This window comes from Pedobacter sp. MR22-3, assembly GCF_026240075.1.
In the GTDB taxonomy this organism is placed as follows: domain Bacteria; phylum Bacteroidota; class Bacteroidia; order Sphingobacteriales; family Sphingobacteriaceae; genus Pedobacter.
This window is the reverse complement of record NZ_JAPIVF010000003.1, coordinates 682,971-707,801: the sequence shown is the minus strand read 5'-3', so window position 1 is coordinate 707,801 and position 24,831 is coordinate 682,971. Positions and strand designations below refer to the sequence as shown.

General features: G+C 37.7%; 22 protein-coding genes. 9 read left to right on the top strand and 13 right to left on the bottom strand.

Annotated features, from left to right (window positions below):
• Positions 1-396 precede the first annotated feature (396 nt).
• Together OQ267_RS09895 and OQ267_RS09890 are read right to left on the bottom strand one after the other, a co-directional pair.
• Positions 397-2,775, bottom strand: coding sequence for an endonuclease MutS2 (locus tag OQ267_RS09895; protein WP_265835744.1), 2,379 nt, complete (start codon positions 2,773-2,775; stop codon positions 397-399).
• Position 2,776: 1 nt separating this feature from the next.
• Positions 2,777-3,328 carry a DUF4296 domain-containing protein gene (locus OQ267_RS09890; protein ID WP_265818375.1) on the bottom strand — a complete coding sequence of 184 codons (552 nt, stop codon included), beginning with the start codon at positions 3,326-3,328 and terminating at the stop codon, positions 2,777-2,779.
• A 70-nt stretch (positions 3,329-3,398) separates the two neighbouring features.
• Here OQ267_RS09890 and OQ267_RS09885 point away from each other — a divergent pair, with 70 nt between their 5' ends.
• From OQ267_RS09885 to OQ267_RS09870, 4 genes are all read left to right on the top strand, one after another.
• Entirely contained in the window at positions 3,399-4,103 is a 705-nt protein-coding gene (locus OQ267_RS09885) for a YggS family pyridoxal phosphate-dependent enzyme (RefSeq protein WP_265835743.1), read from the top strand.
• Positions 4,100-4,567, top strand: a complete 468-nt coding sequence (locus tag OQ267_RS09880; RefSeq protein ID WP_088303010.1) for a GNAT family N-acetyltransferase — start codon at positions 4,100-4,102, stop codon at positions 4,565-4,567. Before OQ267_RS09885 ends, OQ267_RS09880 begins: the two co-directional genes overlap by 4 nt.
• 1 nt (position 4,568) lies before the next feature.
• Entirely contained in the window at positions 4,569-5,834 is a 1,266-nt protein-coding gene (locus OQ267_RS09875) for an aspartate kinase (protein ID WP_265835742.1), read from the top strand.
• A gap of 81 nt (positions 5,835-5,915) precedes the next feature.
• Complete coding sequence (locus OQ267_RS09870) at positions 5,916-7,100, top strand: class I SAM-dependent methyltransferase (protein WP_265835741.1); 1,185 nt, start codon at positions 5,916-5,918, stop codon at positions 7,098-7,100.
• A 61-nt stretch (positions 7,101-7,161) separates the two neighbouring features.
• Here the strand turns inward: OQ267_RS09870 and OQ267_RS09865 are convergent, their stop codons facing one another.
• From OQ267_RS09865 to OQ267_RS09850, 4 genes are all read right to left on the bottom strand, one after another.
• Entirely contained in the window at positions 7,162-7,359 is a 198-nt protein-coding gene (locus OQ267_RS09865; RefSeq protein WP_088303013.1) for a cold-shock protein, read from the bottom strand.
• 198 nt (positions 7,360-7,557) lie between these two features.
• Positions 7,558-8,193: a peroxiredoxin gene (locus OQ267_RS09860; RefSeq protein ID WP_265818380.1), complete on the bottom strand. Its 636-nt coding sequence runs from the start codon at positions 8,191-8,193 to the stop codon at positions 7,558-7,560.
• 152 nt (positions 8,194-8,345) lie between these two features.
• Positions 8,346-9,443, bottom strand: coding sequence for a serine protease (locus tag OQ267_RS09855; RefSeq protein ID WP_265835740.1), 1,098 nt, complete (start codon positions 9,441-9,443; stop codon positions 8,346-8,348).
• Positions 9,444-9,451: 8 nt separating this feature from the next.
• Entirely contained in the window at positions 9,452-10,018 is a 567-nt protein-coding gene (locus OQ267_RS09850) for an RNA polymerase sigma factor (protein WP_088303016.1), read from the bottom strand.
• A 191-nt stretch (positions 10,019-10,209) separates the two neighbouring features.
• Between OQ267_RS09850 and OQ267_RS09845 the strand changes: the two genes are divergently transcribed.
• The 5 genes from OQ267_RS09845 (at position 10,210) to OQ267_RS09825 (ending at position 13,365) form a co-directional block, all read left to right on the top strand.
• Entirely contained in the window at positions 10,210-10,428 is a 219-nt protein-coding gene (locus OQ267_RS09845; protein WP_088303017.1) for a hypothetical protein, read from the top strand.
• Between the two features lie 145 nt (positions 10,429-10,573).
• The gene (locus OQ267_RS09840) at positions 10,574-10,795 is read left to right on the top strand and encodes a hypothetical protein (protein WP_029284797.1); all 222 of its coding nucleotides are present in this window, start codon (positions 10,574-10,576) and stop codon (positions 10,793-10,795) included.
• A 131-nt stretch (positions 10,796-10,926) separates the two neighbouring features.
• Positions 10,927-11,148, top strand: coding sequence for a hypothetical protein (locus OQ267_RS09835; protein WP_088303018.1), 222 nt, complete (start codon positions 10,927-10,929; stop codon positions 11,146-11,148).
• A gap of 232 nt (positions 11,149-11,380) precedes the next feature.
• The gene (purB, locus tag OQ267_RS09830) at positions 11,381-12,727 is read left to right on the top strand and encodes an adenylosuccinate lyase (protein WP_265818381.1); all 1,347 of its coding nucleotides are present in this window, start codon (positions 11,381-11,383) and stop codon (positions 12,725-12,727) included.
• An 86-nt stretch (positions 12,728-12,813) separates the two neighbouring features.
• Complete coding sequence (locus OQ267_RS09825; protein WP_088303020.1) at positions 12,814-13,365, top strand: NifU family protein; 552 nt, start codon at positions 12,814-12,816, stop codon at positions 13,363-13,365.
• A gap of 169 nt (positions 13,366-13,534) precedes the next feature.
• Here the strand turns inward: OQ267_RS09825 and OQ267_RS09820 are convergent, their stop codons facing one another.
• From OQ267_RS09820 to treZ, 7 genes are all read right to left on the bottom strand, one after another.
• The gene (locus OQ267_RS09820) at positions 13,535-14,329 is read right to left on the bottom strand and encodes an inositol monophosphatase family protein (RefSeq protein WP_265835739.1); all 795 of its coding nucleotides are present in this window, start codon (positions 14,327-14,329) and stop codon (positions 13,535-13,537) included.
• Between the two features lie 51 nt (positions 14,330-14,380).
• Positions 14,381-15,529, bottom strand: coding sequence for a prolipoprotein diacylglyceryl transferase (locus tag OQ267_RS09815; protein ID WP_265818384.1), 1,149 nt, complete (start codon positions 15,527-15,529; stop codon positions 14,381-14,383).
• A 353-nt stretch (positions 15,530-15,882) separates the two neighbouring features.
• Positions 15,883-17,205: a tRNA (N(6)-L-threonylcarbamoyladenosine(37)-C(2))-methylthiotransferase MtaB gene (gene mtaB, locus OQ267_RS09810; protein WP_265835738.1), complete on the bottom strand. Its 1,323-nt coding sequence runs from the start codon at positions 17,203-17,205 to the stop codon at positions 15,883-15,885.
• A gap of 130 nt (positions 17,206-17,335) precedes the next feature.
• Complete coding sequence (locus OQ267_RS09805) at positions 17,336-17,905, bottom strand: UbiX family flavin prenyltransferase (protein ID WP_088303024.1); 570 nt, start codon at positions 17,903-17,905, stop codon at positions 17,336-17,338.
• A gap of 525 nt (positions 17,906-18,430) precedes the next feature.
• Positions 18,431-18,595, bottom strand: a complete 165-nt coding sequence (locus OQ267_RS09800; RefSeq protein ID WP_265818387.1) for a hypothetical protein — start codon at positions 18,593-18,595, stop codon at positions 18,431-18,433.
• A 223-nt stretch (positions 18,596-18,818) separates the two neighbouring features.
• A complete protein-coding gene (gene treY / locus OQ267_RS09795; RefSeq protein WP_265835737.1) occupies positions 18,819-22,880 on the bottom strand; it encodes a malto-oligosyltrehalose synthase in 4,062 nt (1,353 codons plus the stop codon).
• Positions 22,873-24,744 (bottom strand): malto-oligosyltrehalose trehalohydrolase, encoded by a 1,872-nt coding sequence (gene treZ / locus OQ267_RS09790; protein ID WP_265835736.1) that lies wholly within the window; start codon positions 24,742-24,744, stop codon positions 22,873-22,875. Before treZ ends, treY begins: the two co-directional genes overlap by 8 nt.
• Positions 24,745-24,831: the final 87 nt, after the last annotated feature.

The following is a 24,831-nucleotide window of genomic DNA, read 5'->3' as shown; positions in this document are numbered from 1 at the left end:
ACATTTATTATCCCAACAGATCCTGAATTTCAAAAAGGCATGGGTTTTATTTTTAGCTGTACAGCTGAACATAAAAAATGTTGTGAAAAATATAAAAAAGGAAAACGCTGCAAAAAATGTCCCGGAGAGAAGAAGAAGTAATTCAGCTTTTTCAAATAGTCGTTCTATATCAAACGTTTTTCGTTTCTCGTCTTGCGTTTTGAATAGCATCTTTCATCAACGTTTTACGTTTTCAATTTCACATTTCCCCTCTTCCATTTTCCCTTAACCGTTTCTCGTTGTACGTTTTTCGTCTTGAATTTCCCAATCTTCACTTACGGTTTTCCATTCTCTATTAACGTCCAGCATTTTCCATTTCCTATTATCCATCTTCCATCATCCCTTCTTCCACCTCTCCTAATTCAGATACACATACGTAATTCCGTCTCCGCCTCTATCCGCGTGTTCATCTTCCATCCTGTTTACCTGGCTATATTTGCGAAGATATTCCCTGATCATCTTTCTTAGAATACCATCGCCTTTTCCATGAATTAATTTGATAGATGGGAAGCCCAGCATAATGGCTTTATCCAGGTATTTCTCTACTTCAAACAATGCATCTTCAGTTCGTTTACCACGAAGATCCAGTTCAGCACGGAAACCGGAAACAGCCTCATTCATCCTGCCGGCAAAAGAACCGCCACTGCTTTGCACCACTTTTTTGGCTTCCTTATTGCTAATCCGCTGCACACGGCTTCTTTTTACTGTAGAACGTAAATCACCGATAGCCAAAACCAGTTCATTCCGATTAATTTCCAGTACAACCCCTGTAGTTTCACTGTCGGTAAACTTTACCCAGTCTCCAATGCTTATTTCACCACCCACTACAACAGGTGCAGGTTTCGGCCGCTCTTTCGGTAAGGTATTTTTAATCAGCTCCTGTTGCAAATTTTGACGAAGCACTTTGGTAACGGCTTTGTCGGCCTGATTTTCTTTAATCTCAGCGATAGTATTTTCTACCAGTTTATTGGCATTTTTAATAATATTCTGCGCCTCCTGCTTTGCTTCTTTAATTAAAACCCTTCTGTTTTCATCCAGAAATGCCCTTAATTTTTCATTTTCTGCGATTAAGTTTTTAGCCTTATTTTGTTGATTGGCCAGACTTACTTTTGCATCGTAAACATTCTTTTTATCTCGCTCTAAATCCACAAGCATGGTATCTACACGATTTTGGTTAGATCCCGTTTTCTCTCTGGCCAACTTAATAACTTCTTTCGGCAAACCTATATTCTGCGCAATTTCGAAGGCATATGAACTTCCTGGTTTACCCATTTCCAGGATGTAAAGCGGTTTCATTTTGGCATTATCGAAAAGCATGGACGCATTTTCCAAACCAGGTGTGTTCCCGGCAAACAACTTCAAATTAGAATAGTGAGTGGTAATCACACCGCGAACCTTTTTATTATTTAATACTTCCAGAACAGCTTCTGCCATTGGTCCGCCAAACTGCGGATCGGTACCTGTACCAAATTCGTCAATTAAAACCATTGTTTTCGGCGAAGCATGCTCCACAAAATAGCGCATCTTTTTCAGGTGAGCACTGTAAGTACTTAAGTCACTTTCTATCGACTGATCATCTCCGATGTCAGCAAAGATATTTTCAAAAATTCCCACCTCACTATTGGCATCTACCGGGATTAAAAGACCGGTTTGCAACATAATCTGCAACAAACCAACTGTTTTCATACAAACCGATTTACCACCGGCATTTGGTCCGGATACCAATACCACTCTGGTTTCAGCGTCAATATGAATATTCAGCGGTGTTACTGATTTTTTCTCTGCCGCGAAAGAGATGGCCAGAAGCGGATGCCGGGCATTGATTAGTTTTGTTTTCGGCTCCTTCATTAAACCAGGCATTTCAGCCTCAATATCCAAAGCGAACAAAGCCTTCGCCCGTACAAAATCTAATTTAGTCAGAAAGCCATGATAGGAAAGCAATAAGGGGGAATAAGGACGAAGGTCATCCGTAAGTGCCACTAAAATCTTAATGATCTCACGCCTTTTATCAAATTCTAAATCACGCAGCTTATTGTTAAGTGTAAATACTTCTTCGGGCTCAATATAAACCGTTTGACCTGTTGCTGATTCATCGTGTACAAATCCTTTCAGTTTTCGCTTATTTTCTGCTAAAACCGGAATACACATTCTGCCGTCGCGAATGGTTAAACTTCCATCAGCTACCCAGTTATTGGCTATTGCTTGCTTGTAAATGGAATCCATCCGCTTACGCACATCCTGCTCTGCACGTGAAATGGCGGAAGTAATTTCCTGTAATTCTTTCGAAGCATTTGGCTTGATTTTACCTTTGGCATCAATAACGGTTTCGATTTTACGGAGAATATTTTTTTCAATCGGCAAATGCTCAAAAAGCGCCTCCAGTGTTGGATAAACCTCTGCTCTTTCTTCAAAAAACCGCAAAACTGAAAAAACAGTTTGCAATGATGTGTAAACCTGAAACCACTCCTCTTCCAGGAGATAGGTGCCTTCCACCCTGATCTTATCAACCAGAGATTTGATATCAAAAAAGGTATTGATTTGTAATGGTTCCTGATTTTGCAGGATACTTTTAAACTCGTGGGTTTGACGTAAAAATTTATCGATCTGATCAAAACGGTTCATCACCTGCATCTTTAACACCATCGATTGGCCCATCGGACTTAAACAATGCTTGCTAATGAGTTGCCTTATCTCTACAAAACCTAAACGTTCTAAACAATTTTCGGGATATAACATATTATTGTACAGCTACTGATAATGGTTTATAATCACTGTTTTTTTTAGTGTTTATAAGCGAATCAGCTTGTGCCTTCTTTTTTTTAATTTGTGCTTCAGCTTTAACTTTGGATAAAGAATCCGTTTTCATCTTTTTTCTGATGGATAAAGAATCAGCTTTGAATGTTTTAACAATCTTAAGTGAATCTGCTTTAAATCTCTTTTTTTGCATCAATGAGTCGGCCTGCTTGAGTTTAAGCTTTTGATGGTCTAAACGAGCCGAGATGACCTTATAGATGTCCTGCAATTTTTCAGGGTTCTGGTAATAATAGTTTAAGCTTCTGGTATATTGTGCAGAATCAGTATTAAATTTTTTATAAATCCCCTTATAATAGGTAGCCGCCACTTTGCGTGCAGAATCCTGCACGTAAATGGTAGAGATATAACCGTCTACCACGTGGATATCATATAAAATCCCCTCCATTCTTTCCGTATCAATGATGCCTTCAGGTGTTTTGGATTTGCAGCCCAAACCCACCACAGCAACAATTAAACCCCACATTAATCTTTTCATGCTCAATTAAAATATTATTTTTTGCCCAAATTGCGGCAAGGTTGTTAATTTTACCCAAAAATAGTTATAAATGAGCATAGCTGATAATCTTAAACAATATAAAAGCGAAGTAGAGGCCGACGGTGTCAAGCTGATTGCTGTTTCAAAAACACAGTCGGCAGAGACCATATTAGAAGCTTACGAGGCAGGACAACGTATTTTTGGCGAAAATATGGTTCAGGAGATGGTAGATAAACAGGCACAGCTTCCCGAAGATATTGAATGGCATTTAATTGGTCATCTGCAAAGCAATAAGGTAAAATATATTGCCCCTTTCGTTCGCCTGATTCATGGTGTGGACAGCTTGAAATTACTACAGGAAATTAATAAGCAGGCACTTAAACATAAACGGGTTATTGACTGTCTGCTGCAAATCTATATCGCAGATGAAGAAACTAAATTCGGACTTGCCCATGATGAGGCTATTGAATTACTTCGCTCAGCTGAATACGCTGAAATGAAAAACATTCGCATTACCGGTTTAATGGGGATTGCAACAAACACCAAAAACGAAAAGCAAATTACAATCGAATTTAATGAATTGAAAGTGTTTTTTGACGGATTAAAAGCGAGCTTTTTCAAAAATGAAGATTGTTTTAAAGAGATTTCAACCGGGATGAGTGCCGACTATAAAATCGCGATAGAAGAAGGAAGCACGATGGTACGCATCGGAAGCAGTATTTTCGGGAAGCGCATCATCAAGCATTTTAAAAACACCTCAGAAAATCCTTCATGAATTTAAAAATAAGAGTAGCAGAAGCTAAAGATTGCAGCCGCATGATGGAACTTATTCATGAGTTGGCGGTTTATGAACGTGCACCGGAAGAAGTTACCGTAAGTCCTGAGCATTTTATGGAAGCAGGCTTCGGGCAAAACCCGGTTTGGAAAGCATTTGTTGCAGAAGTAAATGATCAGGTTATTGGCTTTGCCTTATATTATACCCGCTATTCGACCTGGAAAGGCTGTAGGTTATACCTCGAAGATTTTATTGTGACAGAGGAGTTCAGGGGCCGGGGCATTGGAAAGATACTTTTTGAAAAAGTAATTGAAACCGCTAAAAGCGGAAACTATAGCGGAATGGTTTGGCAGGTGTTAGACTGGAATGAACCTGCTATTAATTTCTATCATAAGTATCAGGCACATCTAGAAAGCGGATGGTTAAACGCCTCACTTTCTACAGATCAGGTTAAGGCATTTTAATATGGATATTTACAAATTCGGAGGTGCCTCAGTAAAAGATGCTGCTGGCGTAAAAAACCTTTCAGCCATTGTACGCGATTATCAGAACGGTAAATTACTGATCGTGGTTTCTGCAATGGGGAAAATCACAAATAAGCTGGAAGAATTAACAGCAGCTTATCTGAATGGAAGTGAGGATACATCTGTACGCTTTGAGGAAATCAAACACTTCCATTTTCAGATTATTGAAGAACTTTTTGAAGGCAAATCACATTCCATTTATGATGATGTGGCCAACACCTTTGTAGAAATTGATTGGTTAATTGAAGAGGAACCGGATAACGATGCAGATTATATTTACGATCAGATTGTATCTATCGGCGAGGTGGTTTCCACAAAAATCGTAGCAGCCTGGCTGAATGAATGTGGCAATAAAGCCTTGTGGACAGATGCCCGGAATTTTATCCAAACCGATAATACCTATCGGGAGGGAAAAGTTGACTGGACAAAGACCAGCCAGATCATTCAGAGAGACCTTGTACCTTTACTTGAGCAGAATATTATAGTTACCCAGGGTTTTATTGGTGGTACAAGTGAAAACTATACCACTACTTTGGGCAGAGAAGGTTCTGATTATTCTGCTGCCATATTTGCTTCCTGCCTGGACGCAGTAGCCTTAACCATCTGGAAAGATGTACCAGGTGTTTTAAATGCTGACCCTAAATGGTTTGATGAAACGGAACTGATTGCCCAGCTTTCCTATCATGATGCCATTGAACTCACCTACTATGGTGCTACAGTGATTCATCCAAAAACGATAAAACCTTTACAAAACAAGGGAATTCCGTTATTCGTGAGATCTTTTATTCAGCCTGAAGGTAAGGGCACAGCCATTACCAAAAATAATAATCCTTTGCCTGTACCCTCTTTTATATTTAAGATTAACCAGGCACTGATTTCCATTTTTCCAAAAGACTATTCTTTCATTATCGAAGAAAATCTCAGTAATATCTTTGAGCTTTTCCATAAGCATAAGATTAAAATCAATACCATGCTGAACTCGGCCATTAGCTTTTCGGTTAGTATTGACGATCATCCTGAAAGAATTGAATGCCTGATTAAAGATCTTTCTACCGAATTTACGATTAAGTATAATAAAGGACTTGAGTTAGTTACCATCCGTTATTACAACCAGAACACGATAGACAGGGTTACGGTGGATAAAGAAATATTACTGGAAGTAAAAAGCCGCCATACCTGCCAGATGGTGATGAAAAATAAGGCCTAATAAGATAAGCCTTTCAGAAATTAAGTATCCATCCGCTGTCAAACGAAACGAACGATGCTTCTGATGATTTAATTAAAAAAAATGAATGATCAACTTTTAACTAAAGCCGTACAGGAATACATCAATGCCAACCTGCATGCAGATGTTAACAAAATTGCTTTAGCTAAAAGTAAGTTTCCGGGTGTCAGTTCTGCCGAACTGGCGGGCCAGATTCTGAGTAAAAAAAAATCAGAAAAGAAATTACCAAGCTGGTTTCATACCTCAGGCATTTACTATCCGCCAGCTTTATCTATTGAGCAGACATCATCAGAAATTACGGCCAGCTACAAATCAAAATTAGCTGCAGGACGTTCATTAATCGACCTCACGGGTGGCTTTGGTGTAGATGCGCATTACTTTGCCAAACAGTTGGATACCGTTACCCATTGTGAAATTAATACGGAGTTATCAGGTATAGCGGCCTATAATTCCAGGGTGCTAAAATCAGACAACATTCATTTCAAACCTGTGAATGGCATAGCATATTTGACTGAAACGACAAAACAATATGATACCATTTATGTAGACCCTGCCCGCAGGGCTGGATCAGGCAAAGTATTTATGTTGAAAGACTGTACGCCTGATGTAAACACTCATCTCGATTTATTATTACAAAAATCGCAGCGGCTGATGATTAAAACAGCTCCTCTGCTGGATATTACGGCAGGTTTAAATGAACTTAAACAAGTTAGTGAAATTCATATTGTAAGTATAAAAAATGAATGCAAGGAGTTGTTATGGATTATTGATCATGAATTTAAAGGTGAGCCAACCATTTTTTCTGTTTCACTCAACGAAAAAGAAAAGGTATTTTCTTTTAAAAAATCAGAAAGCCATGTCAATCCACAATATGCGGATGAAATCTCTGACTTTAAATATTTATATGAACCTGATGCAGCCTTACTTAAATCTGGAGCATTTAATCTGATTGGGCAAACTTATAATTTAACGAAACTGCATCCACAAACGCAGCTTTATGTTGGCCATTCTGTTAATCATCTTTTTCCCGGAAGGATCTTCGAAATCCAGTCGATCCTGGCAGCGGCAGAATTAAAAAAAGCAACTGATTTAACCGGTAATATTATCGTAAGGAACTATCCTGCTGAACCTGAAAACCTGGCTAAAAAATATAAAATCAAGCCGGATCATGATCAGTTTCTAATCTTTACCAAGACCGCAAAAGAAGCATATCTCATTATCAAATCCAAAATTATACAGCACTATTAATAAAAAAGCCCTTCATCATGCACTGAAAGGCTTTTTTATTAATAGGTTTAAGGTGTTGGCCCTAAATTTTCTTTACATTTATCGCCTGCAAACCTTTTCGGCCTTCAGCCACTTCAAATTCAACTTTATCGTTTTCTTTCAGGCTATCAATCCCACCTAAAACATCTTTAAAATGAACAAAAAGATCTTTGTTATCTTCCTGAATAATAAATCCAAAACCTTTTTGTGTATTAAACCATTTAACTTTTCCGGTTGCCATAAAAAAATAAAAATAATGATAAATAAATAACCTTTTACGCTTTGTTTTTCATTTCCTTAAAAATTTGGTATTCAATTAGCTGGATTAAGCGTTAATTTTTCAAAACAAAACAATCAAATATAATAAATACACCTTAAGAGCAACATAAATACAGGTATGTTAACGATAATGTTGCGTATGGGCGGGGTTTTTATATGTTTATTTATTTGGCTGTGGTGTGGTCCGTAAATAAGGTTTGATTACCTGATGCCCTTTTGGAAATTTTTCAGGAATATCCTCTGTTTTAATACTGTTTACTACAATAACATCCTCACCATCTTTCCAATCTGCAGGTGTAGCAACGGCATACTGAGCGGTAAGCTGTAATGAATCAATTACCCTTAAAACTTCATTGAAATTTCTCCCTGTTGACGCAGGATAAGTAATGATTAATTTAACTTTTTTATCAGGACTAATCACAAACAGTGATCTTACGGTTAAAGTTTCGGATGCATTTGGATGAATCATATCGTAAAGATTCGCAACCGTTTTATCCGGATCGGCAATAATCGGAAATTCTACAGAAGTATGCTGGGTTTCATTAATATCGTTTATCCATCCCTTATGCGATTCAGCAGTATCAACACTTAAAGCCAATACTTTTACGTTACGCTTTTCAAACTCACCCTTTAATGCAGCGGTTCTTCCTAATTCTGTAGTACAAACAGGTGTATAATCAGCCGGGTGAGAAAATAAAACACCCCAGCTATCTCCTAAATATTCATAAAAGTCAATTTTTCCGATAGAAGTTTCTGCCTGAAAATTCGGTGCGGTATCGCCTAATCTTATACTCATAATTTTATTTTTTAAATTGAATGAAACAAATCTAATCAATACTATAGTAAATACATAGACAATATATTATTTAATGCATCCAAATTATAAACACAAAAAAACCCTAAAGTAGTTAGCTTCAGGGTCTCAACAATATTAATTTGTTTGGGTTATTAATTGTACACTTTAATCATAAAAACATAATCCTGCAATTTCTCAATTTGCTTTGTACGTTTTAAACCGGAAAGCATGCTTTTCTTGTTAGATGAAAGCCGGTTACTTCCTAACGAATCCTGAGGAATTGCCCTCATGGCTTCCAAGATATATTTAGATTTGATGGCGAATGCAGCCCCCTCAGTTTGATCTGGCTTGCCACTGATAATCCCCACTAAATTACCATTCGAATCTAAAAGCGGACCACCACTATTCCCTGGGTTCACTGGTATAGAAACCTGATATTGAGTGGTGTCACCTACGAAACCATTTTTCGAACTGACATAACCTTCTCCTAAAACTGCATCATCTTTAGGATAGCCTAAAGTATAAACCGTTTCTCCAATACTACTGGTATTCTTTTTAATGGTATAAGGTATGGATGATAAATGGCTGAAATTTTTATCACTTATTTTAAGGATAGCGATATCATTCTGGGGATCGGTGTAAATTGACTTTACTTTAAATGATTCTCCCTTATTATTCTGAACATATAAAGAATCAGCTCCGTTAATAACATGCAGGTTAGTCAGAATGTAACCATTGGTAGAAATGGCAAAGCCCGTACCTCCAAAACTATTCTGGATGGCTGGCTTTCCAGGAATGGTGGCATTGTTGTTTATTTTCCTGATTAAACTGTTTTGCGTTTTAATCGCTTTATTAACCTGGTTGCTCAACAACACAAGTTGTTCTTTTTGTTTGGTATTGTGCTGGATGGAATAAACCGAAACTAAAGATAAAACCAGAAAAGAAGCGGCAACAGCAATGGCAGATTTATGTTTTCTCCAGAGCTGCACTACCCGCGAAGGATGCGGTCTGAGTGAAGAAGCGATACTTTCCACATTAATTTCTCCATGAATATGATTTAATTGCGCTTTCAGGCGAATCTGTTCAGCAAACATGTCCATAGATTCCAGAAAGAACTTATGAGAAACCACCTTATGATCCACCGCCGGGTCACTTATACGTAGTTGTTCGAAAGCCAAAGTTTCCTGTGGATTCAGTTTACCTAAAAGATAATCTTCAATAATCGCATCTAACTCTAAATCGTTTCTCATTTCAATATTTATGGTTGAAAAAATATTTTCTTTAACCGCTGCAGGCACTTATACTTCTGTGTTTTTGCATTATCCGTATTGGTATAACCAAACTTTTCGCAAATATCCTGCATGGATAAACTGTGGATATAAAAATCCTGAATAATGGTTTTGCAAGGTTCTCCGAGGTGATCCAAAGCCGATTGCATTTTCACAAAAGCAGCATCTTTTTCCTCATGTTGCTCCACATCTTCCTCAACAGCAAATACATCTTCATAGTCGGTAATATTGCCCGTTTTTTTGCTTCGCTGATGAAGCTTTTTTAACCAAATCCTCCGGCAAACCGAATATATGTATGTTTTAAGTTTACTGCTGAGTTCAAAATTTCCTTCCTTAATTTTGTTATATAAAATAATGATAGCCTCCTGATACACATCTTTTGCATCATCTTCATCGCCACTATTATTCAGGATAAATTGCAAAACCATTGCATAATATGCCTTATATAACTTGTTAAGTGTATCTGCAGAGTTATTTAAAATACCTAAAATAACTTCCCTATCCGTTGGAACTGAACTCTTTAAACTGTTATTCACTGGTTAATACTTTTTTCGGTAAATGGTAACCCAATATTAGACAAAAAAAATTATAGGCTATAATAAGTTTAATCAACGTTATGCCTTGGATTGGCATGGAAAAAATATTTTTACTTTTTTAAAAAAAACCGGGTTACCTTTCTACCTTTGCGGTATTAACAAGAAAATTAATTACTTAAAAAAAATTCAAAATGAAAAATGCATTCAAATTAGGCTTTTTAGCTTTAGCTTTATCTTTATCAGTTGTTGCTTGTAACTCAGAAAAAAAAGCTGAAGGTGCTGATACAACTTTAACTGATTCTTCTACTATCGTTACTGATACTACTGCAAAAGACACTACAGTTAAAGATTCTACAGTTAAAGATACTACTGTAAAAGCGACTACAACTAAAACTGAAGTTAAACACTAGTCTGACTTTACTTATAAAAAATGGCCTTGAATGTATCTTTCAAGGCCATTTTTATTTTTATTTACTTTTTTTAGCCTTCTTGGGTTACCTTTTTGATTTAACTGTATTAAGGGTAAATTAATTAATTACTAAAAAAATATTTAACATGAAAAATGCATTCAAATTAGGCTTCTTAGCTTTAGCTTTATCTTTATCAGTTGTTGCTTGTAACTCAGAAAAAAAAGCTGAAGGTGCTGATACAACTTTAACTGACTCTTCTACTATCGTTACTGACACTACTGGTGTTGATACTGTTGTTAAAGATTCTACAGTAAAAGATACTACTGTAAAAGCAACTACTAAAACTACTGAAGAAGTTAAACACTAATCTGACTTTAATTATAAAAAATGGCCTTAAATTAATTTTTAAGGCCATTTTTATTTTTTTTTTATTTTACAGGGTTACCTTTTTACATAATGGGTATATAAAGGTATATATTCACCTAAAACATAATTAAAATGAAAAATACATTCAAATTAGGCTTTTTAGCCCTGGCTTTATCTTTATCAGTTGCAGCATGTAATTCAGAAAAAAAAGCTGATGGTGCTGATACAACTTTAACTGATTCTTCTACAATCGTTACAGATACAACTGGTGTTGATACTGTTGTTAAAGATTCTACAGTAAAAGATACTACTGTAAAAGCAACTACTAAAACTACTGAAGAAGTTAAACACTAGTTTAATCTTCCTATTAAATAAAAAGGTATTGATTTTCGAATCAATACCTTTTTTCATGAAAAAGCAAACCAAAAACCATTTTGCTCTTGGTTGCAACTCCACACCCTAAGCCAATATAAGTTACACATTACAGTATTCAGTATGTTTTCTTTTCATAAAGGGATTTCTTTCAAGCTGAAAGTCCGGAAATTCCATCAATTGTAGTAAATTTGCGGCAAAAATAATCCGCATAATGAATTTAACATCACTACAAGCCATTTCGCCAATAGATGGCCGATATAGAAAAACTACCGAAAGTTTATCCGCTTACTTTTCTGAAGAAGCTTTAATTAAATATCGTGTCTTTGTAGAAATTGAATATTTTATTTCATTATGCGAGGCTAACCTTCCTGGATTGGAAAAATTTGATAAAAACCAGTATACAGATTTACGTCAAATTCATGAAAATTTTTCTGAAACTGATGCTTTAGAAATTAAGGAAACAGAAAAAGTTACCAACCATGACGTGAAAGCGGTGGAATATTTTATTAAAAATAAATTTGATAGCCTGGCCCTTCAGGAATATAAAGAATTTATCCATTTCGGACTTACCTCTCAAGACATCAATAATACGGCAATCCCCTACTCTATTAAACTGGCTTTAGAAGAAAGTTATTATCCGGCAATTTCCACATTGATTGCAAAGATAGAAGCATTGGCTGCCGAATGGAAAGACATTCCCATGCTGGCACATACACATGGACAGCCGGCCTCTCCAACAAAACTAGGAAAGGAATTTCTTGTTTTTGCAGACCGTTTGAACATTCAGCTGGAAAACTTAAAGTCGATTCCCAACAGTGCAAAGTTTGGTGGTGCAACAGGAAATTTCAATGCACATCACATCGCTTATCCACAAGTAAACTGGGTTGATTTTTCCAATCAGTTTGTTCAGGAAACTTTGGGCTTAACCCGGGCACAACATACCACGCAAATTGAACATTACGATCAGTTTGCTGCACAATGTGATGCCCTGAAGCGCATAAATAACATTATCATTGATTTAGACCGTGACATCTGGACGTACATTTCCAAAAACTACTTCAAACAAAAAATCAAAGCCGGAGAAATTGGCTCATCGGCTATGCCGCATAAAGTAAATCCAATTGATTTTGAAAACGCTGAAGGAAACGCCGGGATTGCTAATGCATTATTCGAATTTTTTGCAGCCAAGCTTCCGATTTCGCGTTTGCAAAGGGATTTAACAGATTCTACCGTACTAAGAAACATTGGCGTTCCTTTCGGACATACCATTATTGCCATTCAATCCACCTTAAGGGGATTAAACAAAATTTTACTAAATGAATCTGCTTTACATGCTGATCTTGATGCCAACTGGGCAGTTGTGGCTGAAGCGATTCAAACCGTTTTACGCAGGGAGAATTATCCAAACCCATATGAAGCCCTGAAGGAACTAACCAGAACCCACTCCAAAATTAATGCAGACAGTATCGCTGTGTTTATTGAAGGATTGGAAGTGGCAGAAGCCGTAAAAGTGCAGTTGCGGACCATCACACCATTTAATTATACAGGCATTTTCTAAGCAATTAAATTGACGCTAAACAGACAGCCTGTAAAAGCTTTATTAATGAGTAATTGTTAATTTTGTTTATTCAAATTGATTAAGACATGACGATTAACGTATATACAGAACAGACTCCTAACCCGGCTACCATGAAATTCATGGTAAATAAGCTGCTGATTAACGGTAGTGAGGATTTCGCCACAAAAGAAAGTGCAGAGCATTCTCCTTTCGCCAAAGAGTTATTTAAATTCAACTTTGTGTCGGGCGTGTTTTTTGCCAGCAACTTTGTAACTATTACTAAAACAGATGATGCGGAATGGGCTGATATTGAAGCCATTTTAAAGGAATTTGTAAAAGGTGCGGTAGAATCTGAATTAAAAATTAAAGAAGCCACTTCGGAAGAAGCGCCATCTTTTGAAGGTACGGAAACTGAAATAAAAATTCAGCAAATCTTACATGATTACGTCCGTCCGGCGGTGGAGCAGGATGGTGGTGCCATTACCTATAAATCGTTTGATGAGGGTGTGGTAACCGTAGAACTCAGGGGATCATGCAGTGGCTGCCCATCTTCAACCATTACGCTGAAATCAGGCATTCAGAACCTGTTACAGAGAATGGTTCCTGAAGTGACTGAAGTGGTATCTGAAGCCTTATAACTGCCCATTTTTCATAGTAGATTATCATAATGAGAATGGCTCGCCGAAAAGCGAGCCATTCTTTATTTAAATGAACTTAAAAAAACTCTTGTTAGATAATATTGATACTAATTATATTACGATCTTGTTTCAGATGATGATGGAGCTGCTCCCCAGGTTTAAAAGCAACTTATAGTACAAAGTGCCTCTTAATCGCTTCCAGCATTTCAGCAGTCAGTTTGCCATTGGTGGCCAGTATTTCGCGTTTGGTAAAATATTCATCTCCACCTGAAAAATCAAAAACCTGTCCACCAGCCTGCTGAACAATAAAACATCCGGCTGCAAAATCCCATTGTTGTAAATTATATTCGAAAAAAGCATCGAAACGACCGCAGGCGGTATAAACCAGATCAATTGCTGCAGCACCAATGCGGCGAACGCCATGGCATTTCTGCATCATTTCTTCCAGCAACTTTAAATATTGAGTTTGTTTATCAAACTGATAATACGGAAAGCCAGTAGCCAGCAAACTGGAAGGTAGATCTGGATTGTTAGAAACATGAATTTGTTTCTTATTCATAAAAGCTTCGCCACCTTTATAAGAATAGAACATCTCACTTCTGTTCAATTCATAAACCACACCGATAACAGGTAAACCATCTTCATACAAAGCAACACTGATCCCGTAGGCAGGAATGCCATGTATAAAATTGGTAGTCCCATCTAAAGGATCGATAATCCAGGTATAGGTCTTTCCAACCCTGGTCATCGTTTTTTCTTCTGTAATGAAACCCGCATCGGGAATTAATTTTTCAAGGTTTTGAACCAGTTTCTTTTCTGCTGTCTGATCAACATAAGAAACCATATCATTTAAACCCTTGTATTCTATTTTACTCGCATCAAATTGTAAGGATTCTTTGCGGATGAAATTTCCGGTTAGCCTGACAATGGAGATGACTTTATTACATATTAACTCGTAATTCATAAATTTATATTAAAAATAGCTGGATGTTGATTGATTAAGCTTTTGCCTAAATTAACTGACCACATTTTTATTCCGGAGTGCATAAACACTTAAAGCAATCCCTCCAATAACCAAGAACGTCGAAATCATCTCTGCCTGTGTAAACGATAATCCGAATACATGGTACTTTGAGTTTACCCGAATCAGTTCGATACAAAAGCGTTCAATACCATTCAGGATCATGTAGATACCGAACATCAGGCCTGGTGCTTTAATTTTATCGCGAATACTCCACAGGAAGGCAAAAAGGATTAAACATACAATTACTTCATATAATGGCGTAGGATAAACGCCCTGTGCCAGCTCATTGCAAAATTTACCTGTACAGCCCGGGATGGGAATACCCTCACCCACTACATTATTTGGATAGGTATATGACCACAACCAATCAGGCAACCAAGAGAAAGGTTTTGGATGTGGGTTCACAATTCCCCAATCGCCATCGCCCGATAAATGACAGCCAATACGTCCTACCGCATAGGCCAGCATCATGCCTGGCCCACCAACATCCAGCATATGCAATGGCTTGATTCCATTTTTTCTGGCAATAATCAGCACTGCTGCACCGCCACAAATCAACCCGCCATAGAAGGTTAAACCGCTGAACGACAGCAAACGCTCAATAGGATGCTGAACAAAATCATCCCAATATTCTAAATTGTCAAAAAATTTAGCTCCTAGAAAACCCCATATTGCGGCCCATACAATCAGGTTGCTCATGATCTGGTAAGGATGTATGGTTACTTTAGTTTCTTTTGGCTGATCTAATTTTGTTTTATCTTTTTCCTTATAATCCCAATAGGCAAATAAAGCGGCGAATAATAAACCACCAATAATATTGCCCCTGGCCGACATCAGAATGGATTGGGCATCACTCACGAACAAAGAATAATTTAAGAGGGCATATACCAGTTTGTAGCCAATTAAAAATCCAAATAAGGCATTCATGATCAGCTCAGAGGTGGTGGCTTGCTTGCCAATTATAATTGTTTTAGTAATGGGATGAAGAATTCCTAACGACTCCTTCCGCTGTAATTCTTTGGTAAAAGCCCAATACCCGGCCACAAAGGCCAGCGCTACAAAAACGCCAAAAGTATTAAACGGCAATGGCAGGTTAATACCAAATAAATATTCTAAAAAATGGGAGACGGTAGGAAACATACAAATAATTTGTTGCGAAGATAGGAAAGAAAGCTGAAAGGCTAAAGCGGAAAGACTAAAGCACTAAAGATGAAAAGAAAAAGCAGATTAATTGTTAATAAGTGTCGGTAAAGTCGGCTGCTATCAATTTAGCATTGGAACTGGTACAAGCTTCCATAAAAAATTCGTCGTTGCGAATCAGATTTTTCATTTGCTGAAATCTTCGTCATAGATGCCACAAAAGTAGATTGCTTCCCAAAAAGTCGGGTTTACCTCCTCGCAATTAACGATTTACGAGAAAAACGTTTTCTTAAACTTGTTTGAGGATATTGACTCAAAGGGTACTAAACTAAATTCAGCATGTTAATTAAATGCTAATGATGTGCGTAAGCTGTTTCCAATTCAGCCACCTCAACCTCGCCATCCGGGGTCATTTCGAGAAGCTTAACAGCCTTTAGCTCATTTACCATTACCGGATCATATTTAGCGCGTACTTTTACATAGTTTTTGGTAAATCCATGCATATAACCCATTTTTTGATCAGCTTCAAACAGCACTTCTGCATTACTGCCAATCTGCGACTGATAAAAAGCCCTGCGTTTTTTATCCGACAGGATATGCAACATCTTACTTCTTTCGTTACGCTCGCTACCGGATACAACACCTTTCATTTCGGATGCGACGGTCAGTTCACGTTCGGAATAGGTAAATACATGCAAATAAGAGATATCCAGCTGGTTTAAAAACTGATAGGTATCCAGAAAATCATCCTTGGTTTCGCCGGGGAAGCCAACAATTACATCCACACCGATACAGCAATGCGGCATTACTTCTTTAATTTTTGCTACCCGCTCCACGTATAAATCGCTACGGTAACGGCGACGCATCAAGCCCAGAATTTTATCAGATCCGGATTGTAAGGGAATATGAAAATGAGGCACAAAACGTTTAGATAGGGCTACAAATTCAATAATCTCATTACTAAGCAGATTTGGTTCTATAGATGAGATGCGAATTCTTTCAATGCCGTCAACCTCATCTAATGCTTTTACCAGATCAAAAAACTTATCTTCCCTTTCGCCATTTCGAATGCCAAAATCACCAAGGTTAACACCGGTAAGCACAATTTCTTTTACCCCACTTTCTGCAATCATTTTAGCCCTGTTCACCACGTTCTCAATGGTATCACTCCGGCTGGCACCACGCGCCAATGGAATAGTGCAATAGGTACAAGGATAATCACATCCATCCTGCACTTTTAAAAAAGTACGCGTTCTATCGCCGATAGAATAAGATGCAATGAAATTATGATTTACTTTTTCTATGTTTTGCTGATGAACCACCGCTTTAGGTTGCTTGGTCAAATCAGTAATATATTCTACAATTCTAAATTTCTCCGCTGCACCCAGAACCATATCCACCCCTTCAATCTCAGCGATTTCCTGTGGCTTGAGCTGAGCATAACACCCAACAATGGTGATAAAAGCATTTGGAGAATATTTTAAAGCTTCTTTAACTACTTTACGGCATTTTTTATCCGCATGCTCCGTAACAGAGCAAGTGTTGATCACATACACATCAGCCTGATCCTGAAATTCAACCACAGCATAACCTGCATCGGTAAATAAACGACCGATTGTGGAGGTTTCAGAAAAATTTAATTTACAACCTAATGTATAAAACGCGACCTTTTTCATTGAGCCTGCAAAGATAAGAAATAAGTTTGGAGTTGACAGAATGGATCCTGCTGAACTGATAAATTACAGTGAGATAACATTAGGTGATCAATTGGCAATTCTCAGCTATCACCATGCAATTGAAACGGAGCTATTTTTCCTGCCAGCGATAACTTTCCTGCTCAAAACCAGCCAAATCCAGCACCCTGCTGATCACTGTTCCGGCTACTTCTTCAATTGTTTTTGGTAAGCTATAGAAAGAAGGATTCGCCGGACAAATAATTCCTCCTGCCTCTGTAACTGTTTTCATGTTATTTATATGAATCAAACTGAATGGTGTGTCTCTTACTACGGCAATTAGTTTTCTGCGTTCTTTTAAAACCACATCAGCCGCTCTTGAAATCAAATCGTTTGATATGCCATGTGCAATGCGACCTAATGTTCCCATGGAACAGGGCACAATAATCATGGTATCATACTTAGCTGAACCTGAGGCAAAGGGTGCATTAAAATCGTTTTTGCTGAAGAAAGTAAAATTGGTATAATCGGCATAGTTCTGGTTTCCCAATTCAAATTGCCAAACTTCTTTTGCGTTATCGCTCATTACCACACCAACAGCCTCAATTTGATCTTGAAGTTCTATCAATTTATCGAACAAAACTTTAGCATAAATTGATCCACTGGCACCAGTAACTGCAACAACAACTTTCTTCTTTATCATACCACAAACATACATTTTTAAATACTCCAAAAAACAAAAAAGGGCCGAATACAAGTATTCGACCCTACATCTACCTATGAAAAACATACCCTCGAAAGGGTAAGAACAAATATATATATTTTTTCAAGAAAAGATAAAGTGGAAACGTTAAATTATGTAAAATTAAAGGATAGGGCTGAAAAAACAATTAACATCCTGACTAACAGCTAAATAATTTTAAAAATTTCATTTTAAGATCACTATTTTTTAATTTATTTAAACGAAATACTTTAAAAAAGTAATATAAATTCGACAATAATTAAATTATAAATGATGCTTATTGTATACCAGATCCAAGAATTATCAGACAATCCCCTGATTTGATATTATTTAGTTATTAATTTAATGTTTACTAAATATTGTTTTTTATACCCAAAAAAATACAAATAGTGCTGCAAATTTTCAGAAATAAGATCATTCTAATGATGCAATAAATCATTAACGAAATGCTAACCTATGTAAGACCGTTTTACCTGATTCAAAGATTTACAACAAGCAAATATTGGTCGCCTCTAAGCCTTTAAGTAACAATTGAATTTCGAAGGATACCTTGGCATAGATATATGCTTCCAGGGGTAGATTAATCAGAGAAAAATAGATATCCTGAAAATTTTCATCCAGGATGGTTCCATAATTTTCTTCTGTATTCATGTAAACAATTATGCCTGATCTTCCAATATTCATAATTAAATCCAAAATTTCCGCAATAATAGCAATAAAGTAGATTTAAAAATACACATAATTAATAGTAAGCACAACTTTATGCTCTATAATTTGGTTTTAAACTTAATTTAAAATTTAAATCACGAACTTAAGTCACTCATTATTAAAGCCGTTTAACTGAAAAGTTTGGAAAACGATGTATTGATCATCACTAACGTTTTCTGTTACATCGTTCCATTTCCATCTTTAACCAGCCAATCAGGCTATTATCTAACTTTTCTTTGGTTAAGCGCCATTTCCAGTTCCCGGAATTTCTGCCAGGAGTATTCATTCTTGCAGATTCATCCAGATTCAGGATATCCTGAACAGGTACAATTGCTATTGCCGCAACAGCGGAATATACTGCCCTCAAAATGGTTTGACAGATATTTTCTTCATTCTGGCTGAAGCCGAAATACATATCGAGTCTTTTTTTGGTGTTGTCATCAGCTTCCTCTTTAAACCAGCCTAAAAGGGTATTATTATCATGTGTACCGGTATAAACCAAACAATTTGAAGAACTAAAATTATGCGGAATGTGTGTTGTGTTTATTAAATCACTTCCAAAGGCAAATTGCAGCACTTTCATCCCCGGTAATTTAAATCTTTCACGCAGTTGTTCCACGTCACTGGTAATTTCACCCAGATCTTCAGCAATAAATGGCAACTGCCCTAATTCGCTTTCTATGACTTCAAAAAAGTCATTTCCAGGCCCATCTATCCACTTTCCGTTAATCGCCGTTTTTGCACCTGCATCAACTTCCCAGAAAGAAGAAAAAGCCCTGAAATGATCCAGTCGCAATAAGTCAAATAATTCCATATTTTTTTTAAGTCGGTTTACCCACCAGGTATACCGGTCTGCTTTCATGGCCTCCCAATTGAAAATCGGCATTCCCCAGAGCTGACCGTTTTCATTAAAATAATCGGGAGGAACCCCGGCGATTTTAAGAGGTTTCAGGTCCTTGCCCAGCTTAAAAAATGATGGCTGAGACCATACCTCTACCGAATCCAGGTCGAGGTAAAATGGAAGATCACCTACGATCTGAATACCATGCTGATTGGCGTAATCTTTCAGTTCATGCCATTGCTGAAAAAAAATAAACTGCTGCCATTTAATTTCCTCTACTTCATCGGCGAACTGTTCAATAAACTCTGCCAACGCATTGGGATCACTAGTTTTTAACTGTTCAGGCCAATGGTACCATTCCTGTTGCCTGTTATTGGCTTTAATGGTTACATATAAGGAAAAATTATGAAGCCAACTTTTTTCTGCGGTACAAAACGTTTCAAAAGACTTGTGCAGTTCAGAATGAGGTGACTCCCTGAAGTTATGATAAGCCAATTTCAGTAAATGATGTTTATGTTCTTCCACGCGGTCATAATCAACCTGATCAGTTGATTCGAGTACAGCATTTTTCAGATCAGCTTCTTTCAATAAACCATCTGACCGCAGTAAATCAGGACTGATCAGTAAAATATTACCGGCCATGGCAGAATTACTGGAATATGGGGAGTGGCCGTTTTCGGATTTTGTAGGGTTCACAGGCAAAATCTGCCAGTATCTTTGCCCGGATTCGGTCAGAAAATCAATAAAACTTCTGCTTTCTGGCCCTATATCGCCAATTCCATAATCAGACGGCAGGGAACTAATATGCATTAAAATACCTGCAGAACGGTCATTTTCTTTGGATTTAAGTTTAACTAATCCCACCGGCACTTCACTTAAAATCTGATTGATCAGGATGCCTTTATTCAATATATCTTTCACGCCGGATGTGCCTGTAATCAAATCATCCCATTCCACCGGTGCCCCTGCGGGAAGTATAATTTCTGTATCTGCCCAATCAAACTTATTGGCGGCTTTAGCATCCTTATTCGCCACTGCGGCTAAGCCTAATGGAACGGCAACCACTATCCATTCCTGCCGGTGATACCTGGCAAAGGAAACAACATTGTGCTTAAATTTTCCTGAAACCTGAAGCGGAATGTATTGGCCATCTTCAAAAATTTGAGCATGATTTTTTCTGACGGTTGCCAGACGCTGGGTTAACCACAGTTTTATTTTCCCCGAATAACGTTCTTCCCATAACTCCTTTAAGGTTTGATCCTGTTGTTCAGACTGAAAACGGATTCTCTTATCATAATCTACGGGTCTGCGGTTATCAGGGTCTACCAGGCTTAAGTCCCACAATTCGGTACCCTGATAAATATCCGGAATACCCGGACAGGTAAATTTTAAAACCTGTTGCGATAAACTGTTGATGATACCAAAATCTGCAATTTTTTCAATAAATTGCTGAATGGCCTGATTGCCACTGTGCTCGGGTTTTATTAAAGCTGTTGCAAAATCTTTAACAGACTGCTCGTAATCTTCATCCGGCGATGCCCAACCTGATCGTTTTTTGGCTTCACGCAAGGCTTTTTCTATGTATTGGGCCAAACGGTTGTGAATATCATCCGTATCTTCACCTGGCATGGATAGCACACCTAAAATGGTTTGAATCACCAGGTACATATCATTATTATGCAACGCTTTAAAAGATTCATTTTCCTCCTTGAGCTGGCTGGTCGTTTTTAAAAGCGTTTCCACAACCTTGATCCAATCTTCCGGAAGATCTGTTAATACGTTTAACCTTGCCCTTACATCTTCACCCTTCTTGGTATCGTGAGTAGCACTTCCATTTAAAGAAAGCGGCCATTCCTCCTGCCTCTCTATCATTTTTGAATGAAAATCTTCGATAGAAATTCCAAATGCATGCGGTGCATCACCCACTTCAGTATGGCCAACGAAAAGATTATAAGTAAACATTACTGTATCTTCTACTCCTTTAGCCATTAGCGGACCGGTAAACTGCATACAACGTTGGTAGAACTGACTTATATTTTTAAGATAAACTGCATCTCCCTGCAAAGGCTTTTCAATAAAAATTTTCGTCAAAAAAGCTCCTGCCGGTTTTAATTCATCCTGAATAATCACTCCAGAAATTAATTTCTTCAATTCATTTAAAGCGTCATTTTTTAAAGGAAACTGGTAATCATAATAGCGGTAAACCGGCATTTGAATCATCATTTCACCGATTCCTTTTTTAAGAATATCGGCACCAATCTCATTTTCATCCGTATCAGCAATCAATTCCAGGTTTTTAGCCAACTGATATAAATTATCAAGTTCGCCACTCATGTGCTCATATAAAATAGTTTCTTTCTTTTCATGAATAAGCACTTCCAGATCCTGTGATTTTCCGGTTACTTTCTGGTATAGCTTATCAAATGATTGCTGTGCAGCTTGATTAGTAAACAGGTTGTTAGTGATGGCCAGAAAATCATAACCTGTATTTCCCTGCGTATTCCAGTCTGCCGGAAGTTTTTCTTCATATTCAAGAATTTTTTCAATGACAACGTATACCTCATCGCCAATCGCTTTCCTTAACCTGTCCAGATACATTTTCGGATCGTATAACCCATCAACATGGTCTATACGTAATCCCTGAAAAATACCCTCTTGTACAAATTTGAAAATATATTCATGATAGGTATTAAATACCGCTTTATCCTGAATATTCAAGCAGATTAAACTATTTACAGTAAAAAACCGCCTGTAATTGATTTTATGAAAAGTTTCCTGCCAGTTACATAGCCTGTAATGCTGTTGGTTGACGATTTCGAGTAATTCAGGTTTACGGCTATTAATTAATGAGCTATTTTTTCCCTGAAGATTTTGCTTCGTTGCTTCACTAACCGGCCAGTTGGTTCCTCCGTAACAAAGGTAATATTCCCCATTTTCAGCCGTTAGCTGCAGCGCACCATTGGCAATGGCATCATTTAAATCTTCCCCTAAAAACGGAACCATCAGTTTGGTTTCATGCGAAAAATCAATGTCAAAGAAAGAGGAATATGCAGATTTCTTTCCATTTTTCAATACGTCCATCAGCCAGGCATTACCGGTATGAAAAGCCATATGGTTAGGTACAATATCCTGCAGCCAGCCTATTCCCGCGGCTTTTAAATCAGCAGAAAGCTGGTATAATTCTGCTTCGGTTCCTATTTCGGGATTAATTTTATGAGGATTAATGGTATCATAACCGTGCATGCTTCCGGGGGAAGATTCAAAAATTGGTGAAGCATATATTGTATCTATCCCTAATTTTTTAAGATATGGAATGATGTTACGGAGCGATTGAAAAGTAAAATCCTGATTAAACTGGATTCGGTAGGTGCTGGAAGGTTTATACATTTTTACAATGAAAAATTAGGATCGATTCAGGTAATACGGTTATTTTTTCGGTAAATGAAACAGGTTCATCATCACTTGTGCCACCCCACATGACAGATGCGGAGTTAAAGATGTTCTGGTATTTCCGGGCGTGTTCTTCCAGAAGCAACACTTGTACCTGGCTAGAAAAATTCATGAGGCATAAGATCCGCTCATCTTCGTGCCAGCGCTCCAGTATTAAACAGTTTTGTGTTGCAATGGCTTTTACCTTTAAATTTTTCCGATTTAAAACAGAAAGTGCCGGGTGATCTTTACGCAGACTAATTAATGCTTTATAATATTGCAACATATGATGGTGAGAAGGGCGATTGATTTTTCGCCAGTCTAACTTTGACTGAAGAAAAGTTTCGATATTTTGGGGATCAGGTGTTTCCTCATCATGGTGAAATGCGGCGAATTCAGATTTTCTTCCCTTTCTTACGGCTTTAATCAAATCATGATCGCTGTGGCTGGTAAAAAACTGGAAACGGTTGGTTTCGCCATATTCTTCACCCATAAAGATAAGAGGTAAAAAAGGACTACAACATACTGCTGCCGCCAGTATTTTTGACATTTCGAAACCCAGCAATTCACTGGTTCTTTCTCCAAGCATCCTGTTGCCGACCTGATCATGATTTTGCGAAAAAACAACAAATTGTCTTCCATCATTATAGGTTGCCCTGGCACCAAATTTCTTTTGCCGGTGTGGCGAATATTGCCCGTCATAAACATAGGCATCTTTATAAGCTTTTGCCAGGTGCTCAATACCATTAAATTCCTTATAATATCCCTTAGGCTCCTGCCCCGCTGTAACGCGCAGAGCATGGTGAAATTCATCAGCCCATTGGGCATCCATCCCATAGCCACCACGGTCAATCGTATTAATATATTTAGGATCATTTAAATCCAGTTCAACAATTAACTGATAAGATTTTCCGGTATAAGCAGAAAGTTGGTCCACATGTTGCCGTATTTCCTGCAGGATATGGGTTGTACTAAAATCCTTAATGGCATGCACGGCATCCAGGCGGAGGGCATCTACATGAAAATCCCGGAACCACATCAACACATTTTCGATGAAGTAATCCCTAACCGGATCACAATTGGCATCATCAAAGTTAATGGCCTGCCCCCATGGGGTTTGATATTTATCCGTAAAATAAGGTCCAAAATCATTAAAATAGTTCCCTTCAGGGCCCATATGATTATAAACTACATCTACAATTACCGCCAACCCATTTTCATGGCAGGCATTAATAAGTTGACAAAGGGCTTCTGGCCCACCGTAAGAATTTTGGATGGCAAATGGAAAAACACCATCATAACCCCAGTTTCTATCACCGGAGAACTGAGCAACGGGCATCAGTTCAATTGCCGTAATCCCCAATTCTTTTAAATACCTGATTTTATTTTCAATAGCTTTAAAATCTCCGTTTTCTGTAAAGGTTCCGGTATGCAGTTCATAAATGATGAATTCTTCCAATGGTATTCCCTGCCACTGCTGATCCGTCCATTTAAATGCATTAAGCTTATAGGCCGTTGAATTTCCCTGTACCCCCTCTTTCTGCCACAATGAAGCCGGGTCTGCCCGTTGCAGGTATTTCATCCCATTAGAGGATGAAACGGTATCTTCCGACTGCAAAACTTCAAAGCCATATGCATCATTTTCAATGATCTGGCTGGTTTTCAAAAACCAGTAGCCATAATCTTCTTTAATCAGGCTGATTTTTCTGCCATTTGTGAGCAATGAAACGCCGGTTGCATAAGGGGCCCAGAGGTAAATTTCGGCTGCACCATTTTCATTAAAGTTTAAACCTATTTTTCTTTTGCGGATATCTATTTCCATATTTGTTTATACAGGTTTCACCTGATAATCGCTTTCGTTATTTTTTTACCATACCAAATTTGAACCGGGCCATATCCATTTGTAAGA

Bases quoted from the DNA above. Each gene is read 5' to 3' on its own strand.
- OQ267_RS09895 (WP_265835744.1), bottom strand. From the start codon at position 2,775: ATGTTATATCCCGAAAATTGTTTAGAACGTTTAGGTTTTGTAGAGATA.
- OQ267_RS09890 (WP_265818375.1), bottom strand. From the start codon at position 3,328: ATGAAAAGATTAATGTGGGGTTTAATTGTTGCTGTGGTGGGTTTGGGC.
- OQ267_RS09885 (WP_265835743.1), top strand. From the start codon at position 3,399: ATGAGCATAGCTGATAATCTTAAACAATATAAAAGCGAAGTAGAGGCC.
- OQ267_RS09880 (WP_088303010.1), top strand. From the start codon at position 4,100: ATGAATTTAAAAATAAGAGTAGCAGAAGCTAAAGATTGCAGCCGCATG.
- OQ267_RS09875 (WP_265835742.1), top strand. From the start codon at position 4,569: ATGGATATTTACAAATTCGGAGGTGCCTCAGTAAAAGATGCTGCTGGC.
- OQ267_RS09870 (WP_265835741.1), top strand. From the start codon at position 5,916: ATGAATGATCAACTTTTAACTAAAGCCGTACAGGAATACATCAATGCC.
- OQ267_RS09865 (WP_088303013.1), bottom strand. From the start codon at position 7,359: ATGGCAACCGGAAAAGTTAAATGGTTTAATACACAAAAAGGTTTTGGA.
- OQ267_RS09860 (WP_265818380.1), bottom strand. From the start codon at position 8,193: ATGAGTATAAGATTAGGCGATACCGCACCGAATTTTCAGGCAGAAACT.
- OQ267_RS09855 (WP_265835740.1), bottom strand. From the start codon at position 9,443: ATGAGAAACGATTTAGAGTTAGATGCGATTATTGAAGATTATCTTTTA.
- OQ267_RS09845 (WP_088303017.1), top strand. From the start codon at position 10,210: ATGAAAAATGCATTCAAATTAGGCTTTTTAGCTTTAGCTTTATCTTTA.
- OQ267_RS09840 (WP_029284797.1), top strand. From the start codon at position 10,574: ATGAAAAATGCATTCAAATTAGGCTTCTTAGCTTTAGCTTTATCTTTA.
- OQ267_RS09835 (WP_088303018.1), top strand. From the start codon at position 10,927: ATGAAAAATACATTCAAATTAGGCTTTTTAGCCCTGGCTTTATCTTTA.
- purB (WP_265818381.1), top strand. From the start codon at position 11,381: ATGAATTTAACATCACTACAAGCCATTTCGCCAATAGATGGCCGATAT.
- OQ267_RS09825 (WP_088303020.1), top strand. From the start codon at position 12,814: ATGACGATTAACGTATATACAGAACAGACTCCTAACCCGGCTACCATG.
- OQ267_RS09820 (WP_265835739.1), bottom strand. From the start codon at position 14,329: ATGAATTACGAGTTAATATGTAATAAAGTCATCTCCATTGTCAGGCTA.
- OQ267_RS09815 (WP_265818384.1), bottom strand. From the start codon at position 15,529: ATGTTTCCTACCGTCTCCCATTTTTTAGAATATTTATTTGGTATTAAC.
- mtaB (WP_265835738.1), bottom strand. From the start codon at position 17,205: ATGAAAAAGGTCGCGTTTTATACATTAGGTTGTAAATTAAATTTTTCT.
- OQ267_RS09805 (WP_088303024.1), bottom strand. From the start codon at position 17,905: ATGATAAAGAAGAAAGTTGTTGTTGCAGTTACTGGTGCCAGTGGATCA.
- OQ267_RS09800 (WP_265818387.1), bottom strand. From the start codon at position 18,595: ATGAATACAGAAGAAAATTATGGAACCATCCTGGATGAAAATTTTCAG.
- treY (WP_265835737.1), bottom strand. From the start codon at position 22,880: ATGTATAAACCTTCCAGCACCTACCGAATCCAGTTTAATCAGGATTTT.
- treZ (WP_265835736.1), bottom strand. From the start codon at position 24,744: ATGGAAATAGATATCCGCAAAAGAAAAATAGGTTTAAACTTTAATGAA.